The organism is Moraxella nasicaprae, from assembly GCF_025643275.1.
GTDB lineage: Bacteria > Pseudomonadota > Gammaproteobacteria > Pseudomonadales > Moraxellaceae > Moraxella > Moraxella nasicaprae.
The window spans coordinates 1,328,651-1,345,139 of the sequence record NZ_CP089977.1 but is presented as its reverse complement, the minus strand read 5'-3'; the positions used below and the strand labels follow the sequence as shown (position 1 = coordinate 1,345,139).

Here is a 16,489-nt window from a genome sequence, read left to right as displayed (position 1 = left end):
TGCCAAAGGTTCAATCAGATTATTTAAGCTCAACGGTTGCACCAGCTTCTTCAAGCTTTTTCTTAAGCTCTTCTGCTTCTGCTTTTGATGCACCTTCTTTAACAGTTTGTGGAGCACCTTCAACTAGGTCTTTAGCTTCTTTTAGACCTAGACCAGTTACTTCACGAACAACTTTAATTACAGCTACTTTCTTGTCGCCGCCGTTGGTGATAACAACATTGAAGTCGTCTTTCTCTTCAGCCGCTGCACCAGCGTCGCCACCAGCTGCTGGAGCTGCTGCTAGAGCTGCTGCTGATACGCCGAATTTTTCTTCCATCGCAGAGATAAGCTCAACGATTTCCATTACTGATTTTGCCGCAATTGCGTCTAGGATTTGTTCATTAGTTAGTGACATAGCAATTATTCCTAATTAAAAATATAAATTGGTAAATGTAGCAAATTATGCTGCTTCTGCTTCTAGCTTGTCGCGTAGAGCTGCTAGTGTGCGAGCCAGTTTGCCTGCTGCTGCTTCTTTCATTGTACCCATCAGACGAGCAACTGCTTCGTCGTAAGTTGGTAGGGTTGCAAGTTTATCGATAGATTTTGCATCAATAAATTCGCCTTCAAAAGCCGCGCCTTTGATTTCGAACTTGTCGTTGGTTTTTGCAAATTCTTTGAACAAACGTGCTGCTGCACCTGGATGCTCATTTGAGAATGCGATTAGTGTTGGTCCAACGAATACATCAAGCATGCACTCAAAGTTAGTGTCTGTCAATGCACGACGCAACAAAGTGTTACGCACGATACGCAAATCAACACCAGCTTCACGAGCAGCTTTACGCAGTTCGGTCATCTGTCCTACTGTCACGCCACGAGAGTCGGCAACAACAGCAGATAACGCACCTTTGGCAGCTTCATTTACTTCAGCAACAATTGCTTGTTTGTCTTGAAGATTTAGTGCCATGGGTTGTCTCCATATTTATCACAAAGTGATAAGTCAATTTCACAAATACAAAAGTATCTGCACCATTTACGGCGACTTCGCTCACCGTCTGCGTAGGCAGGTTGCCCTTTTAAATCTTATGATAAGAAACCTACGGTCTTAGACAGCACAACCCGTGTGCTGAACTAATAGTGTTTTATGTGGCTGAAAAAAATGTTTCAGCCACAAATCCGACTTATTATAATCCAAAATAAGATTAAATCAAGTCAAATTACAAAATTACTTATTCACACGGTGTGGTACTGGGTCAATAACGATACCAGGACCCATGGTGCTAGATAGAGTAATTTTCTTGATATAAATGCCTTTTGAAGTGGCAGGTTTTGCACGCTTCAAGTCATTTAGTAGAGCAGTAGCGTTTTGCTCAATTTGTTCAGCGGTAAAGCCTACTTGACCGATAGAAGCATGGATGATACCAGCTTTATCAACACGGTATTGAGCCTGACCTGCTTTGGTATTTTTAACAGCAGTTGCAACATCAGCAGTTACTGTGCCAACTTTTGGGTTTGGCATCAAACCACGAGGGCCTAGGATAGTACCCAACTGACCAACGATACGCATTGCATCAGGAGAAGCGATAACAACATCAAAATCCATGTTGCCAGCTTTGATGCTTTCTGCTAGGTCTTCAAAACCAACCACATCTGCACCAGCTTCTTTGGCTGCATCAGCTGCTGCACCTTGTGCAAAGACAGCAACACGCTTGGTTTTACCAGTACCAGCAGGTAGATTGGTTGCACCACGAACCACTTGGTCAGATTTACGAGGGTCCACGCCCAAGTTTACTGCGATATCAATAGACTCTTTGAATTTTGCTGCTGGCAAATCATTCAAGATTGCAACTGCTTCTTCAATGGTGTATAGCTTGTTGCTGTCTACACGGTCTTTGATTAGCTTTTGACGCTTAGTTAGCTTAGCCATTATACACCCTCCACAGTGATACCCATTGAGCGAGCAGTACCAGCGATGGTGCGAACAGCCGCTTCTAGGTCAGCAGCAGTTAGGTCTGCTTGCTTGGTTTTTACGATTTCTTCAAGTTGAGCACGAGTTACTGAACCAACTTTTGCACTGTGCGGAGTGCTTGAACCTTTAGCAATACCAGCTGCTTTGCGTAGCAATACTGCCGCAGGTGGTGATTTCATGATAAAGGTAAATGACTTGTCGTTAAATACAGTGATAACAACAGGAATTGGCAAACCTGGTTCAAAGTTCGCAGAAGCTGCGTTGAACTCTTTACAGAATGCCATGATGTTTACACCTTTTTGACCCAAAGCTGGACCAATAGGTGGTGATGGGTTTGCCTTACCAGCAGGCACTTGTAGCTTGATGTAACCATCAATCTTCTTTGCCATGAGAATTCTCTCCAATGGTGGGTGATAACGCTAAACAGCTCCCCAGTTGATAATAAGCTCCAAGCAGATGCTCAGAGCTAGAAAAGTAGGATTATACAACAATCAGTTGATTTTTTCAACCTTTGTAAATTCCAATTCTACCTCAGTAGGTCGATTAAAGACACTGACGGTTAGATGTAGTTTTGATTTATCATAATCAACTTTTTTAACCAAACCTTTAAAGTCAGTAAATGGACCATCAATAACCAGCACTTCTTCGCCTGGTTCAAAGGTTGTTTTTGGACGAGGTGCATCACCGCCCTTTTGGATACGGTTTAAAATACGATCAGCTTCTACTTTGGTGATTGGTGCTGGATTTTCGGGTGTACCACCAATAAATCCTGTGATGTTCGGACAGCTTTTAACAATATGCCAAGTATCCTCATTCATCTCCATATTGATGAGTACATAACCTGGAAACAACTTGTGTTCTGTGGTGCGTTTTTTACCATCTTTCATTTCAACCACTTCTTCGGTTGGTACGAGTACATCGCCAAATTGCTCGGCAAATTCACTGCGTCTAATGCGTTCAATCAAAGAACGCTGCACTTGTTTTTCGTAACCTGAAAATGCTTGAATGATATACCAACGCATAATGTTTCTCTATTATTTTCCCAGCCAAAATATTTTTTAGACAATAAGACCAATAAGATAATTAAAAATATTATCCAACACCCAAATAATAAAACCAATAATAATCATCATCAAAATGACCTGCCATGTATAGCGAATGGTTTCATCTTTGCTTGGCCAAGTCACTCGACGAAGTTCAATGCCAGCATCTTTAAGCAATGTCTTAAATGCCGACCCTTGATTGGTGAATGCCAAACAAATAAAAGCAAATACCACCAAAGCAACCGTGATGCCAATTTGAGTCCATACATCATTCGCCTGAGCCCAGTAGCGTGGCAAATATTGAGAAACCAAAGTGGAAGCAATCAATGCAGCGATTGCCAATATCCAAAGAAAAAAATCTTTGCCTGAGCGTCTAGTAGCGACTTCAACAACGGTTTCTTTGGAAATGGTAATGGGTTGTTTTTGATCTACGGATTTTTTGTCTTGATTATCGCTCATGCAGAAATATGCCTTGAGATAAGACCAAATTTTATTAAATTAAAAGAATGGTATAAAAAAGATGGCAGGCGATGAGGGACTCGAACCCCCAACCCTCGGATTTGGAGTCCGATGCTCTACCAATTGAGCCAATCGCCTAGGTTGTTGTGGGTGCTATTATAGCATTGTTTTTATCAAATGCAAGCGTTTTTATAAAATTTTCATTAGAAAATCGCCCAAATTGTTATGCACAATTTGGGCAATCTATTATCTACTCAAAGATATCAGGTCGTTAGCAAGTTGCTCGCCAAGCTGGCTATAGCCTTTGTGTGTAAAATGAACACCATCTTTGACGGCTTTACCGCTAGCAATCCAGCCTTTCATAGAACAGCTTCCGCCCATAGCTTGTTGCCAATCCCAAAATAATGTTTGCTCACTTTGGGCAACTTCTTGTTGAACCTGCTGAATCTCGGTCAAGTTCTGTGGACGAACACCGCAACTGCCTGTGGTTTTTTTCAATGCTTCTGGAGCAGAAACAATCATAATGGCAGATTCTGGGGTTGTGCTACGAATGTGTTCGATTTGTTTTTTCAGCGTTTGGCGAACCACACTTGGACTACGCTCCCCATACGCCTCGTTCGTGCCGTAGGCTAAGATAATCAGATTTGGTGCAATGCTCTTTAATTCGTGTTTCCAAGCTGACTCATTCCATCGATTCCAGTGAGCCAATTCCGCCCCATTGATGCCCAGTGCCGACACAACCGCACCGACACGGCTGGGATTAAACGCCCACCAGCCACCGATATATGAACCATTCATCTCGCCCTGTGCTGTGATGCTAAATGGTAATTTGGCGGTAAACTGTGCCAACTGCCAACTGCCATCTTTTTTTGGAGCTTGCAAGGTAAAATTTGCTCCATAGGCATCACCGCCATAAAACACGCCATCATAGGCACTTTGTTTAATGCTGGCAAAAATCAACTGCTCTGGCTGCTCCTGCTTGGCTTTGATGGTTAAACGACTGCCAGAGCCGTTTGGTTTGGCAATCAGACCGCCCAAAGTGTAATCTTCTTGCTGTTGGCGGCGGCTAGAAATCGCTGTCCAACCTTGATTATCATAGCCAAATTGTGCCAATCTTTGCCCACTAAAATACATCGGCATTGCCCAGCCCATACCACCATTGCCATATCTGGCTTGTAGTTTGCCACGCAACGCTTCTGTCATAGAATCGCCCGCCGTATGAGAATCCCCCAACTGAACGACATGAAAGCTATTTTTGTTCATTGCGTCAATCAATTTTTGGGTATTTGGTTCGCCATAGTTAGTCAAATAATTTGCAAAGCCCTGCGTGCTAATAACCGCAAGCATTGCACCAATCATCATTTTTTTCATGAATTGTCTCGGTTGATTAAAATCTTAAGCCCTTAAGGTAAGATGGTTAAATTTTGAATCAGAACATCGGCCAGTAGCTTTTGTCCTGCTGTTGTAAAATGAATACCGTCAGAGCTTCTCATTTTAATATTTTGACCATCTTTTACAAGATAATCATTGTAACTATTGTTGCTACCACCAACCAGCGGTCTTGTATCAATCGTTAAAATATTATGCTTTTTTAATTCTCTTTGCATGATTTCATTAAGATGAATCATTTGCTCATTTAGGCTTGGCTTTCTCATATTTGGCGGAGTAAACCACATCACTTTGACCCGATGCTGTTGGGCTAATTGCAAAATGCTCACAATTCTTTGCTGATAGCTCAAATCCCATTCAGGCGTGCCATACTTTAATATCTTGCCGGTCGTCAAATCTGACATATCCCAAGGGTCATTTGGACCTAAGAATACCGCCAGAATTTTAATCTTAGGATTGGCACTCAAAGTCTCTTCAATGGTTTTTGGCCAGTTAAAAAAACTTGGATAAGACAAGCCTGTGCTTTGTTTGCTTAAATTGACCGACTTGATGCCGTGCGTTTTTTGCAAAAATTGCTGTACATGCGGTGCAACGCCCTGCATCATCGAGTCGCCTGCAAAAAAGATTTCATCGCCTGCCGAAATAGATAACGCATATTGGTTTTTTAATGCTTCGGCTTTGGCTTGCTCAGCAATCGCTTTTGCCCGCTCTTTTGCCAGCCTTTCCTGCTCCGCCATTTTTTGCTTATATTCAGGCGTGTAGGCATAATACTCGTTAAAATATTCTGCCACCTGCTGATTACTGGCAACAATCCCATCGGTAAACCGCCCATGATAATCATATAAGGCATTACCGATATTACCGCCTAAATCCCACACTGGCAAACCTTTTAATGCCAGTAACGGGCTGTCTTTGTGATAGGTTTGCAAATAATAGGCATTGACCGAGTTTTGCATAATCCATAAACCCAGCACAAAAAACACACTAAGCACACCAAGCAAATAAGCAAAAGTCTTGCCATGATGGTAATCATCAGCCTGCACCATTTGTTCTGATGCTGTCGTCTTATTAGAAGTTTGCATAAATAAATCCTGGAATTCCTGACGGTGCAAAAATAAGCACAACAACAAACCCAACAAATAAAAGTCCTAAGTGCAACATTCTTGGCAATCGTGCGACTTTTTCGACCCAATATGGCAAGCGATAGTAAACCTGACCATAAATCAGCCACGCCAACAAAAACACGGTCAGCATATATAAAGGATTGCCTTGCCAGCCAACATTTTGATAATTACCAAACAAAGCGGTAAAAATCTGCATTGCATCATTCCATGTGGTCGCTCTAAAAAATACAAAGCAAATACTTACAAAAGTTATGGTAATAAAAATCCCCAACACCTTACCAAAAATACTGTGCTTGTACAGCAAATTGCGTGCATCTTTGACGGATAGTTGATAATGATTCTGGCAAATTTTATCCGTGCAATTTAGCCAAATAATCGCCACGCCGTGCAATAGGCCCCACAATAAAAAATTCACGCTAGAGCCATGCCAAATACCAGATAAACCCATTGCCACAAGCAAATTAAACTGTGTACGCCCAAAACCATCTCGACTACCGCCAAGCGGAATATAAATATAATCACGAATCCATGTTGATAGGCTGATATGCCATCTATCCCAAAAAGTACGGATATTATGTGCCAATAGCGGTGCTTTAAAATTCACAGGCAAACGAAAACCGAGCAGTAGACCAAACGCTAGCATCATCTCGCTATAACCTGAAAAATCCAAAAATAGTTGGAGTGTATAAGCATAAATCGCCACGACAATTTCCAAACTGTGAAACTGCATCGGATTGGCAAAAATTGGATTAACCCAGTTGTCCGCAAGCCAACCTGCCAACCACCATTTTTTAATCAATGACAGCAAAATCAACGCCAAAGCCAAAGTTGGAAATAAGATTTTTCGTGGCGTCTGTTGGCGAATTTGCTCGCTCATACCCACAGGATTACCCTGCAAATCCGTCAGACCATTGGCTGATTTGGCTCGTGCGATAGGACCTGCACTAATTGTTGCAAAAAACGAAAAATGCGTAACTAATTGGGCAAAGCTAAATTTTGGTACTTGCAGTTCATCGTGATAACGACTGACCAAATAGCTGATTGCTTGAAATGAATAATATGAAACACCCAATGGAAATAAAATATTTGCCATCAGTTGCGATGAATCCAAATGCAGTAAATCTAAGGCGGATTTGATGGATTCTCTGAAAAAATCATAATATTTAAACAAACTTAATTGCAATAAAATAACAACTATCCCACCAATTAAAAGAGCTTTTTTATAGCGATTGAATAAATCCATTGCCACGCTAATTAGATATACAAATACACTGCAAGCAAGCAAAACGCCAACAGCCATCATGCCAGCCATGAGATAAATGACGACATAGCTAAACACTGTTAAACATATATTTTGCCATTTTGGCTGACCACGCATACTCCAATAAAGTAACAAAAATATGATAAATAATAGTGCAAATTCAACAGATAAAAATGAAAACATAGTCCGTACAGTATTACAAAAGTACACTTATTATACAAAAAAACCAAAGAAAAGAAAACAATTTTTTAATATTATTAAAAAAAATTCTATAATTGCTGATTATGATAACCAACAACATAACAATATCCTATTGCAAGTTTGACCCTTATTTAGATACAGAACATTGGCAAGCTATCGCCAACAAAAAACCAAACCCCCGCATCAAGCAGGGGTTTGGTTTAGGTTGGTTGTTTTGTTAAAGATTAGTCTTTAACAGTTGCAACAACACCAGCACCTACGGTACGGCCGCCTTCACGGATAGCGAAGCGTAGACCTTTGTCCATAGCGATTGGGTGGATAAGCTCAACGCTCATCTCAACGTTGTCGCCTGGCATAACCATTTCAGTGCCTTCTTGTAGAGTGATGGCACCAGTTACGTCAGTAGTACGGAAGTAGAATTGTGGGCGATAGCCGTTTAGGAATGGCGTGTGACGACCACCTTCTTCTTTTGATAGTACATATACTTCTGCGTCAAACTTGGTGTGTGGCGTGATTGAGCCTGGCTTAGCAAGTACTTGACCGCGCTGAACTTCTTCACGCTTAGTACCACGAAGTAGGATACCACAGTTCTCACCTGCACGACCTTCGTCTAGCAGTTTACGGAACATTTCAACACCAGTACAGGTAGTTTTTGCAGTTGGTTTGATACCGATGATTTCGATTTCGTCACCAACTTTGATGATGCCTGATTCTACACGGCCAGTTACAACAGTACCACGACCAGAGATAGAGAATACGTCTTCGATTGGCATTAGGAATGAACGATCGATGTCACGCTCTGGCTCTGGGATGTAGCTGTCTAGGGTGTCTAGTAGTTCTAGGATAGCTTTTTCGCCATACTGACCTTCGTCGCCATTTAGACCTAGTAGTGCAGAACCTTTGATGATTGGGGTGTCATCGCCTGGGAAGTCGTAGTCAGATAGAAGTTCACGAACTTCCATTTCTACCAATTCTAGTAGCTCTTCGTCATCAACAAGGTCACACTTGTTCATGAATACCATGATGTATGGTACGCCAACCTGACGAGATAGTAGGATGTGCTCACGAGTTTGTGGCATTGGGCCGTCAGTTGCAGCAACAACTAGGATAGCACCGTCCATTTGAGCAGCACCAGTAATCATGTTTTTAACATAGTCAGCGTGGCCTGGACAGTCTACGTGTGCGTAGTGACGGTTAGCAGTGTCGTATTCGATGTGAGAAGTGTTAATGGTAATACCACGAGCTTTTTCTTCAGGAGCTGAGTCAATCGCTGCGTAGTCTTTTGCTTCACCACCGTGGTGCTTAGCAGCAACGGTTGCGATAGCAGCAGTTAGAGTGGTTTTACCGTGGTCAACGTGACCGATGGTGCCAACGTTTACGTGTGGCTTGTTACGTTCAAACTTGGCCTTTGCCATAGTGAGATCCTCGTTTTAGGTGCTTGATGAAATATCAGCACAAGGTGATTGATAATAGATGATTGCCCCAATCATTGGAGCAATCACTCGTTTATTTAAAGACTTAACGAATTACTCGTCATCATCCTTAGCAGTAAATTTCTTAATGATTTCGTCTGCAACATTCTTCGGAGTTTCTTGATATTTCACAAACTCCATTGAGTAAGTTGCACGACCTTGCGACATAGAACGCATTTGAGTGGCATAGCCAAACATTTCAGCCAATGGCACTTCTGCACGGATAGACTTAGTACCGCCAGGCAAATCGTCCATACCCTGAACCATACCACGACGACGGTTTAGGTCGCCCATGATGTCGCCCATGTAATCTTCTGGGGTTTCAACTTCTACCTTCATGATAGGCTCTAGCAATGCTGGGCTTGCTTGTAGGAAGCCTTTTTTGAACGCCATCGAACCTGCCATCTTAAATGACAATTCGTCAGAGTCAACATCGTGGTAAGAACCATCGTATAGAGTTGCTTTAACGCCAACAACTGGATAGCCAGCCAAAACACCGTTCTTCATACGCTCTTGAATACCTTTATCAACCGCTGCGTGGTATTCTTTTGGAACAACACCGCCCACGATTTCTTCAGCAAATTCGTATTCAACTTCTGCGGTTGGGTCAAGCGGTTCTAGGCGTAGCCATACATGACCGAATTTACCACGACCACCAGTTTGACGAACAAACTTGCCTTCCACTTCAACAGATTGACGAATGGTCTCACGATAAGCAACTTGTGGTGCACCGATGTTTGCTTCAACACCAAACTCACGCTTCATACGGTCAACGATGATGTCAAGGTGCAATTCACCCATACCAGAGATGATGGTTTGACCTGATTCTTCGTCAGTGCGAACACGGAATGAAGGGTCTTCTTTGGCAAGACGACCTAGTGCCACAGACATTTTTTCTTGGTCAGCTTTGGTTTTTGGTTCAACTGCCAAAGAAATTACTGGCTCTGGGAACTCCATACGCTCAAGTGTGATGATGTTGTCGTTATCACACAATGTATCACCTGTGGTTACATCTTTCATACCAACTAGGGCAGCGATGTCGCCTGCACGGATTTCTTCAACTTCTTTTTGTTCGTTAGCGTGCATCTGTACGATACGACCGATACGCTCACGCTTCATCTTAACTGGGTTATAAACGCTGTCGCCTTGTTTAACAACACCAGAATATACACGAACGAATGTCAAGTTACCAACATATTTGTCGTTCATGATTTTGAACGCCAACGCAGCAAATGGAGCATCATCAGAAGCTTCACGGCTACCTTCGGTTTCGTCTTTGTCGTCAAGGATACCTTTGATTGCCTCAACATCGTTTGGTGCTGGCAAGAACTCGATAACAGCATCAAGCATACGCTGAACGCCTTTGTTCTTGAATGCAGAACCACAAAGCATTGGTTGAATTTCACAAGCCAAAGTACGAACACGCAGACCAGCCACGATGTCTTCTTTTGACAAGTCGCCTTCTTCTAGGTATTTGTCCATCAACTCTTCTGAGCTTTCGGCAGCGGCTTCAACCATGTAGTTACGCCATTCATTAGCAAGCTCTTGAAGCTCAGCAGGAATATCGCCATACTCAAACTTCATGCCTTGTGATGGCTCATCCCAAATGATTGATTTCATTTCAATCAAATCGATGACGCCAGTAAAGGTATCTTCTGCACCTACTGGAATAACGATTGGCACTGGGTTACCGCCTAGGCGAGTTTTCATTTGCTCAACCACACGGAAGAAGTTCGCACCAGTACGGTCCATTTTGTTTACAAATGCAAGGCGTGGCACTTTATATTTGTTTGCTTGACGCCATACGGTTTCTGATTGTGGCTGTACACCACCTACCGCACAGTAAACCATACACGCACCATCAAGAACACGCATAGAACGCTCAACTTCGATGGTGAAGTCAACGTGGCCTGGGGTGTCAATCACATTGATACGGTGTTCTTTGAATTGGTTACCCATACCAGACCAGAATGCAGTGGTCGCAGCAGAAGTAATGGTAATACCACGCTCTTGCTCTTGTTCCATCCAGTCCATGGTGGCAGCACCGTCGTGAACCTCACCAATCTTGTGAGAAACACCTGTATAGAACAAAATACGCTCGGAAGTAGTAGTCTTACCTGCGTCAATATGTGCCGAAATACCGATGTTACGGTAGCGGCTAATCGGAGTTGTACGAGCCATAATTTTTCCTAGAAAAATTTTTTAAATTTGGTAAATCTGCCGATTGTCCATCAGAACAAATCAGCAGATTTTGTGTGTTAATTTGGATAAATCCAAAAATCACTTCTAAAACTTGGTGGCAACCCACCAAATCAACTTAGAAACGATAGTGAGAGAACGCTTTGTTTGCGTCCGCCATGCGATGCACATCATCACGCTTCTTGATGGCTGCACCTTTGCCTTCTGCTGCATCATTTAGCTCGCCAGCTAGGCGTAGAGCCATTGATTTTTCAGAACGCTTAGAAGCGGCGTCTGCCAACCAACGCATTGCCAACGCAGTACGACGGGATGGGCGTACTTCCATTGGTACTTGGTAGGTAGCACCACCAACACGACGAGCTTTAACCTCGACTGTTGGGCGAACATTTTCTAGCACTTCTTCAAAGAAAGCCACAGGGTCTGCGATGTCTTTTTTGGCAGCAACTGCTTCCAAAGCACCGTAAACAATTTTTTCTGCGACTGATTTTTTACCATCGACCATCACATGGTTGATGAATTTAGCGATGGTTTGGCTGCCGAATTTTGGATCTGGTAGGATTTCACGGGCAGCGACGACACGACGTCTTGGCATAATATATTCCTTATTCTTCAGGATTGTCTGGTATAGGAGGTTAGTTTCCTAACCAGCCTTACTGCATATTTGGGTTTGACACACCAAACCCTATCTATGCAAATTTATGAATGTCTTAGGCTTATGCCTTAGGACGCTTAGCACCGTACTTAGAACGGCCTTGCTTACGGTCTTTAACGCCCGCACAGTCAAGTGCACCACGAACGGTGTGATAACGAACACCTGGCAAGTCTTTAACACGACCGCCACGGATTAGTACAACGCTATGCTCTTGAAGGTTGTGACCTTCACCGCCGATGTAGCTAGAAACTTCATAACCAGAAGTTAGGCGTACACGACATACTTTACGCATTGCTGAGTTAGGTTTTTTTGGTGTGGTGGTGTAAACACGAGTACACACGCCACGACGCTGTGGGCACGCTTGCAACGCAGGAACTTTTGATTTTTCCTTGATGGTTTTGCGACCCTTGCGGATTAGCTGGTTTGTAGTTGCCATAGGGCAATTCTCTCCCGTTGTTGTTAAAAAATCGTTATTCATCAATGGCTTAACACAATATAAGCCAAATAATAACGCATATACCCTTTATCGGGCAGTATATTATAAGATGAAATAGGTAAAACTTCAAGCATTGCACACATATTTCTATGGCAGATTCGCCAAAGTCGATGAGCCAAACAAACAAGCTGATGAAAAAATTTATGCGTTTTGGCATAAAAAGTTTATCTTTTGATAAAATATTTGTTACAATACAAGTGTAAACTTTGACACAAAATAATGGAAATCTTATGATGAAAAGAGTGGTAATCACAGGTGCTGGCATCGTTTCTTGCTTGGGTAACGAACTTGATGTCGTTAAAGAAGCTCTCATGTCTGGCAAATCTGGTCTAACTTTTAATCAAAGTTATGCTGATTATGGTTTTAAATCACAAGTATCAGGCTCTATTGACCAAAGCCAGCTTGACACCACAGGCATTGATCGCAAACTTAAACGCTTCATGAGCGATGCCAGTCTTTATGCTTATGTCTCCGCCCTCTCTGCCATCAAAAATGCTGGCTTGACGGTCGAAGATGTCGCCAACAATCCTCGTGTGGCGGTGGTGGCTGCCTCTGGTGGTGCTTCAACTGCTGATGTGGTTACCGCTGTCGATGCCATGCGTGAAAAGGGCTTGCGTGGCGTGGGTGCAATGGCAGTACCCAAAGTCATGGCAAGCTCAGTATCAGCAACGCTTGCCACAGGTCTAAAAATCAAAGGCATCAGCTACTCCATGTCATCAGCTTGTGCCACATCAAGCCACTGCATTGGTCATGCGATGGAGCTTATCCAGCTGGGTAAAGCAGACATGGTATTGGCAGGCGGTGGCGAGGGCGAGCATTGGACTCAGTCTTGTATGTTTGACGCTATGGGTGCGATGAGTACCCAATATAACGACACGCCAGAAACCGCCAGCCGCCCCTATGACACCACTCGTGATGGTTTTGTGATTGCAGGTGGTGGCGGTATGGTTGTGGTTGAAAGCCTAGAATCCGCCCAAGCTCGTGGAGCAACCATCTTAGCAGAGATTGTCGGCTATGGAGCGACATCAGATGGTGCAGAGATGGTTGCACCAAGTGGCGAGGGTGCTACTCGCTGTATGCAAATCGCCCTAGCTCAGGCAGGGCTAGACACCGTGGACTACATCAACACACACGGCACATCAACACCCTTAGGCGACATTACCGAGCTTAATGCCATTGCCACAGTCTTTGGTGGAGCGGACAAAACCCCAGCCATCAGCTCCACCAAGTCAATGACAGGGCATAGCTTAGGAGCAGTTGGCGTACAAGAATTTATTTATTGCTTGCTAATGCTAAATAACAATTTCATCGCCCCAACCATCAACATCACACAGATGGACGAAGGAGCAAAACCTTTTGACATTGTCACCCAAACTCGCCATACCGCCATCGATACAGCGATGAGCAATAGCTTTGGTTTTGGGGGAACAAACGCAGCCTTGGTGGTCAGAAAATTTGTAGCATAAACAAACCAAGAAAAAGCCCGTTGTCATGACGGGCTTTGCCCATTGTTCATATACAAAAAAATAGGAAAATGTGCTAACGACAGTCAATTTCATTCAAAACTCAGCACAGGTTTTTGTTCGTAATCAGTCTGTCAAGCCATGACAAAAAACCACTCCGCCCTTCCGATAAGTCGATAAGCTCATGACTGAGGCGAACAAGGGGTTGTATGATTTGATATGAATTAAGCATACCAACTAGACACACCAATAAACATACCAGGGACAAACAATGATGAACCTTACTCGCACTCTATCCGCCATCACTTTGGCGTGCAGTCTAGCCATCTTTGCCCCTGCAATGGCAGATGATATTGATACAGCCATACAATATTATGAACAGCAAAATTATACCCAAGCCTTCCCTATCTTTAAACTACTGGCAGAGCAGGGCGATACAGATGCTCAATATAATTTGGGCATCATGTATGACAATGGATATGGCGTAAAACAAAACTACGCCCAAGCCATCAGTTGGTACCGCAAAGCGGCTGAACAAGGGCATGCAGATGCTCAATTTAATTTGGGCAATATGTATCACAATGGAGATGGTGTAAAACAAGACCACCCCCAAGCGGTAAGTTGGTATCGCAAGTCGGCTGAACAAGGGCATACAGAGGCTCAAAATAATTTGGGCATCATGTATGAAAAAGGATATGGTGTAAAACAAGACTATGCCCAAGCTGTGAGCTGGTATCGCAAGTCGGCTGAACAAGGGAGTGCAGAGGCTCAAAATAATTTGGGTGTGATGTATGAAAAAGGATATGGCGTAAAACAAGACTACGCCCAAGCGGTGAGCTGGTATCGTCAAGCGGCACAGCAGGGGCTTGCAGAAGCTCAAACTAATTTGGGCAGTATGTATGGTAAGGGATATGGCGTCCACCAAAGCCATAGCGAGGCAATGGCATGGTATAAAAAAGCCTATGCACAAGGCGATGCAAAAGCCACCTATAACATCGCTGTGCTGTATGCTAATGGCTGGGGCGTGCGTCAAAATAAAAAAGAAGCCAAAGAATGGTACGGCAAAGCCTGTGATTTAGGATTGCAACAAGGCTGTGATAAGTATAGGGAGCTAAATCAGCAGGGCTACTGATGTTAGTATCTGCTTTATAAAATAAGTTTTACAAAAGGCGGTCTATGCCGCCTTTGCTTTGATAAATAAGAGGGTTGATGATGTGACTGGCGTGTGTGATGGATTTTTGGCTGTTTGTTTTAAAAGGGACTTTTGTTTTTGGGTGTTTTGTTTTACAATTTGCCTTTTATTGACCGTTTAACAATGCTTACCCATCATTTCACCACCTCTCACACCCCAAGTACGCTCACCGCACTCATCGCCACACATCACCCTGATTGGCAGGTGTGTTTTTTGAATAATAACCATCGCCCTGTGATTGGCATTTGTCCAAAGGTGTCATGGACTGCCCTATTTGATGACACGCTTCATATTCAAAGGCAAACTCGTGAGCAAAAAACAGACACTTATCCATCAACTTATACTGATTGGCAACATGAACTCATTGATTATGCCAATACCTTTGCCAACACCAACACCGAAACTGGCGACTATGCACACGGTCTGATGGGGTTTGTCGGCTATGATTTAGCCGCTCATCAGCTGAATGCCAATATCGCCATCAAACCAAATCAACCATGTGCCTATTTGGGGCATTATGACCTATATCTCAAACCAAGTAATGATGGATTTGTGTTATGCGGTGTGGATACTAAGATGAGTTTTTTTGATGAGATGATTCATCAGCTTGATGTTTTGTGCAAAAAAAATCCGCCCAATGCCCAATCCGCCCAATTCATCGCAGCTTGGCAAAAACATGAGTACATCAATGCCTTTGAACACACCCAAGAGTACATCAAGGCAGGCGATACTTATCAAATCAATCTGACTCAACAATGGCAAGCAACATTGGATAATCTATCTGGCATTTTACCCTCTTTGCAAGATACGATGAATGCCCCTTTTGCAGGGTATTTACAACTAAATCAGGATTGTCCGTTCGCCCCAAGTTTATCAAAAGGTGAAGGGCAAGAAACCGACATGATTCGACAAGCTCGCCACGAACGGTTGTTTGAGATTTTGTCAGTATCGCCAGAACTGTTTTTTGAATTTTATCAAGAAAATAATAACATTCATCTGATGACCAAGCCCATCAAAGGCACACGCCCACGCCATGACGATGTCGCCATTGATGATATGCTAAAACAAGAATTAGCAACCAGCGAAAAAGACATCAGTGAAAATTTGATGATTGTTGATTTATTGCGTAATGATTTGGGTAAATATGCCAAAATCGGCACGGTCAAAACCCCCAAACGCTTTGCCATTGAGAGCTTTAAAAATGTACATCACATGGTTAGCACCGTTGTTGCTCAGTTAAAAGAAGTGCATGCTTTGGAGGTTTTGCTAGGTTCATTGCCAGCAGGCTCCATCACGGGCACGCCCAAAAAGCGAGCCTGCGAGATTATCCATGAATTAGAAGTCAGCCCACGAGGGGCATACTGCGGCACAATGGGATACATGAATTTTGATGGGTCAGGCGTGTGGAATGTTTTGATTCGCACCCTACAAAAATCAAATAATCAAGCACAGATTTGGGCAGGTGGTGGCATTACCATCAAATCCGACCTAGATAGCGAATATCAAGAATGCTTTGATAAAGTGGGCGTGATACTAAATTTCATCAATCATCATGCCTAATTCATGACCATCGGCAATAAAAAACACACCAAA

At 43.2% G+C, this 16,489-nt stretch carries 16 protein-coding genes and 1 tRNA gene; 3 read left to right on the top strand and 14 right to left on the bottom strand.

Annotation, left to right across the window (positions count from 1 at the left end):
* Positions 1-19: 19 nt before the first annotated feature.
* The 14 genes from rplL to rpsL all read right to left on the bottom strand — a co-directional run bounded on the left by rplL (position 20) and on the right by rpsL (position 12,181).
* Complete coding sequence (gene rplL, locus LU297_RS06325; protein WP_263075710.1) at positions 20-394, bottom strand: 50S ribosomal protein L7/L12; 375 nt, start codon at positions 392-394, stop codon at positions 20-22.
* A gap of 45 nt (positions 395-439) precedes the next feature.
* The gene (gene rplJ, locus LU297_RS06320; protein WP_263075709.1) at positions 440-943 is read right to left on the bottom strand and encodes a 50S ribosomal protein L10; all 504 of its coding nucleotides are present in this window, start codon (positions 941-943) and stop codon (positions 440-442) included.
* Between the two features lie 258 nt (positions 944-1,201).
* Positions 1,202-1,903, bottom strand: a complete 702-nt coding sequence (rplA, locus tag LU297_RS06315) for a 50S ribosomal protein L1 (protein ID WP_263075708.1) — start codon at positions 1,901-1,903, stop codon at positions 1,202-1,204.
* The gene (gene rplK / locus LU297_RS06310) at positions 1,903-2,334 is read right to left on the bottom strand and encodes a 50S ribosomal protein L11 (RefSeq protein WP_263075707.1); all 432 of its coding nucleotides are present in this window, start codon (positions 2,332-2,334) and stop codon (positions 1,903-1,905) included. Before rplK ends, rplA begins: the two co-directional genes overlap by 1 nt.
* A 102-nt stretch (positions 2,335-2,436) precedes the next feature.
* A complete protein-coding gene (nusG, locus tag LU297_RS06305) occupies positions 2,437-2,967 on the bottom strand; it encodes a transcription termination/antitermination protein NusG (RefSeq protein WP_263075706.1) in 531 nt (176 codons plus the stop codon).
* Positions 2,968-3,003: 36 nt separating this feature from the next.
* Positions 3,004-3,447, bottom strand: a complete 444-nt coding sequence (secE, locus tag LU297_RS06300) for a preprotein translocase subunit SecE (protein ID WP_263075705.1) — start codon at positions 3,445-3,447, stop codon at positions 3,004-3,006.
* 62 nt (positions 3,448-3,509) lie between these two features.
* Positions 3,510-3,585, bottom strand: a tRNA-Trp gene (locus LU297_RS06295).
* A 108-nt stretch (positions 3,586-3,693) separates the two neighbouring features.
* Positions 3,694-4,818 carry a GDSL-type esterase/lipase family protein gene (locus LU297_RS06290; protein WP_263075704.1) on the bottom strand — a complete coding sequence of 375 codons (1,125 nt, stop codon included), beginning with the start codon at positions 4,816-4,818 and terminating at the stop codon, positions 3,694-3,696.
* Positions 4,819-4,850: 32 nt separating this feature from the next.
* On the bottom strand, positions 4,851-5,918 hold the full coding sequence (locus tag LU297_RS06285; protein WP_263075703.1) for an SGNH/GDSL hydrolase family protein: 1,068 nt from the start codon (positions 5,916-5,918) through the stop codon (positions 4,851-4,853).
* Complete coding sequence (locus tag LU297_RS06280) at positions 5,905-7,131, bottom strand: MBOAT family O-acyltransferase (protein WP_285894528.1); 1,227 nt, start codon at positions 7,129-7,131, stop codon at positions 5,905-5,907. The genes LU297_RS06285 and LU297_RS06280 overlap by 14 nt, the downstream gene beginning before the upstream one ends.
* 515 nt (positions 7,132-7,646) lie before the next feature.
* Entirely contained in the window at positions 7,647-8,837 is a 1,191-nt protein-coding gene (gene tuf / locus LU297_RS06275; RefSeq protein WP_263075701.1) for an elongation factor Tu, read from the bottom strand.
* A gap of 111 nt (positions 8,838-8,948) precedes the next feature.
* Positions 8,949-11,075 carry an elongation factor G gene (gene fusA / locus LU297_RS06270; protein WP_263075700.1) on the bottom strand — a complete coding sequence of 709 codons (2,127 nt, stop codon included), beginning with the start codon at positions 11,073-11,075 and terminating at the stop codon, positions 8,949-8,951.
* Between the two features lie 136 nt (positions 11,076-11,211).
* A complete protein-coding gene (gene rpsG / locus LU297_RS06265) occupies positions 11,212-11,685 on the bottom strand; it encodes a 30S ribosomal protein S7 (RefSeq protein ID WP_263075699.1) in 474 nt (157 codons plus the stop codon).
* A gap of 121 nt (positions 11,686-11,806) precedes the next feature.
* Entirely contained in the window at positions 11,807-12,181 is a 375-nt protein-coding gene (gene rpsL / locus LU297_RS06260) for a 30S ribosomal protein S12 (RefSeq protein WP_263075698.1), read from the bottom strand.
* Positions 12,182-12,474: 293 nt separating this feature from the next.
* Here rpsL and LU297_RS06255 point away from each other — a divergent pair, with 293 nt between their 5' ends.
* The 3 genes from LU297_RS06255 to LU297_RS06245 all read left to right on the top strand — a co-directional run bounded on the left by LU297_RS06255 (position 12,475) and on the right by LU297_RS06245 (position 16,456).
* Positions 12,475-13,707 (top strand): beta-ketoacyl synthase N-terminal-like domain-containing protein, encoded by a 1,233-nt coding sequence (locus LU297_RS06255; RefSeq protein ID WP_263075697.1) that lies wholly within the window; start codon positions 12,475-12,477, stop codon positions 13,705-13,707.
* A gap of 268 nt (positions 13,708-13,975) precedes the next feature.
* Complete coding sequence (locus tag LU297_RS06250) at positions 13,976-14,836, top strand: SEL1-like repeat protein (protein WP_263075696.1); 861 nt, start codon at positions 13,976-13,978, stop codon at positions 14,834-14,836.
* Between the two features lie 183 nt (positions 14,837-15,019).
* The gene (locus LU297_RS06245; RefSeq protein WP_263075695.1) at positions 15,020-16,456 is read left to right on the top strand and encodes an anthranilate synthase component I family protein; all 1,437 of its coding nucleotides are present in this window, start codon (positions 15,020-15,022) and stop codon (positions 16,454-16,456) included.
* Positions 16,457-16,489: the final 33 nt, after the last annotated feature.

Bases quoted from the DNA above. Each gene is read 5' to 3' on its own strand.
- rplJ (WP_263075709.1), bottom strand. From the start codon at position 943: ATGGCACTAAATCTTCAAGACAAACAAGCAATTGTTGCTGAAGTAAAT.
- LU297_RS06255 (WP_263075697.1), top strand. From the start codon at position 12,475: ATGAAAAGAGTGGTAATCACAGGTGCTGGCATCGTTTCTTGCTTGGGT.
- tuf (WP_263075701.1), bottom strand. From the start codon at position 8,837: ATGGCAAAGGCCAAGTTTGAACGTAACAAGCCACACGTAAACGTTGGC.
- rplA (WP_263075708.1), bottom strand. From the start codon at position 1,903: ATGGCTAAGCTAACTAAGCGTCAAAAGCTAATCAAAGACCGTGTAGAC.
- rpsL (WP_263075698.1), bottom strand. From the start codon at position 12,181: ATGGCAACTACAAACCAGCTAATCCGCAAGGGTCGCAAAACCATCAAG.
- LU297_RS06250 (WP_263075696.1), top strand. From the start codon at position 13,976: ATGATGAACCTTACTCGCACTCTATCCGCCATCACTTTGGCGTGCAGT.
- rplL (WP_263075710.1), bottom strand. From the start codon at position 394: ATGTCACTAACTAATGAACAAATCCTAGACGCAATTGCGGCAAAATCA.
- LU297_RS06285 (WP_263075703.1), bottom strand. From the start codon at position 5,918: ATGCAAACTTCTAATAAGACGACAGCATCAGAACAAATGGTGCAGGCT.
- secE (WP_263075705.1), bottom strand. From the start codon at position 3,447: ATGAGCGATAATCAAGACAAAAAATCCGTAGATCAAAAACAACCCATT.
- rplK (WP_263075707.1), bottom strand. From the start codon at position 2,334: ATGGCAAAGAAGATTGATGGTTACATCAAGCTACAAGTGCCTGCTGGT.
- LU297_RS06290 (WP_263075704.1), bottom strand. From the start codon at position 4,818: ATGAAAAAAATGATGATTGGTGCAATGCTTGCGGTTATTAGCACGCAG.
- LU297_RS06245 (WP_263075695.1), top strand. From the start codon at position 15,020: ATGCTTACCCATCATTTCACCACCTCTCACACCCCAAGTACGCTCACC.
- nusG (WP_263075706.1), bottom strand. From the start codon at position 2,967: ATGCGTTGGTATATCATTCAAGCATTTTCAGGTTACGAAAAACAAGTG.
- fusA (WP_263075700.1), bottom strand. From the start codon at position 11,075: ATGGCTCGTACAACTCCGATTAGCCGCTACCGTAACATCGGTATTTCG.
- rpsG (WP_263075699.1), bottom strand. From the start codon at position 11,685: ATGCCAAGACGTCGTGTCGTCGCTGCCCGTGAAATCCTACCAGATCCA.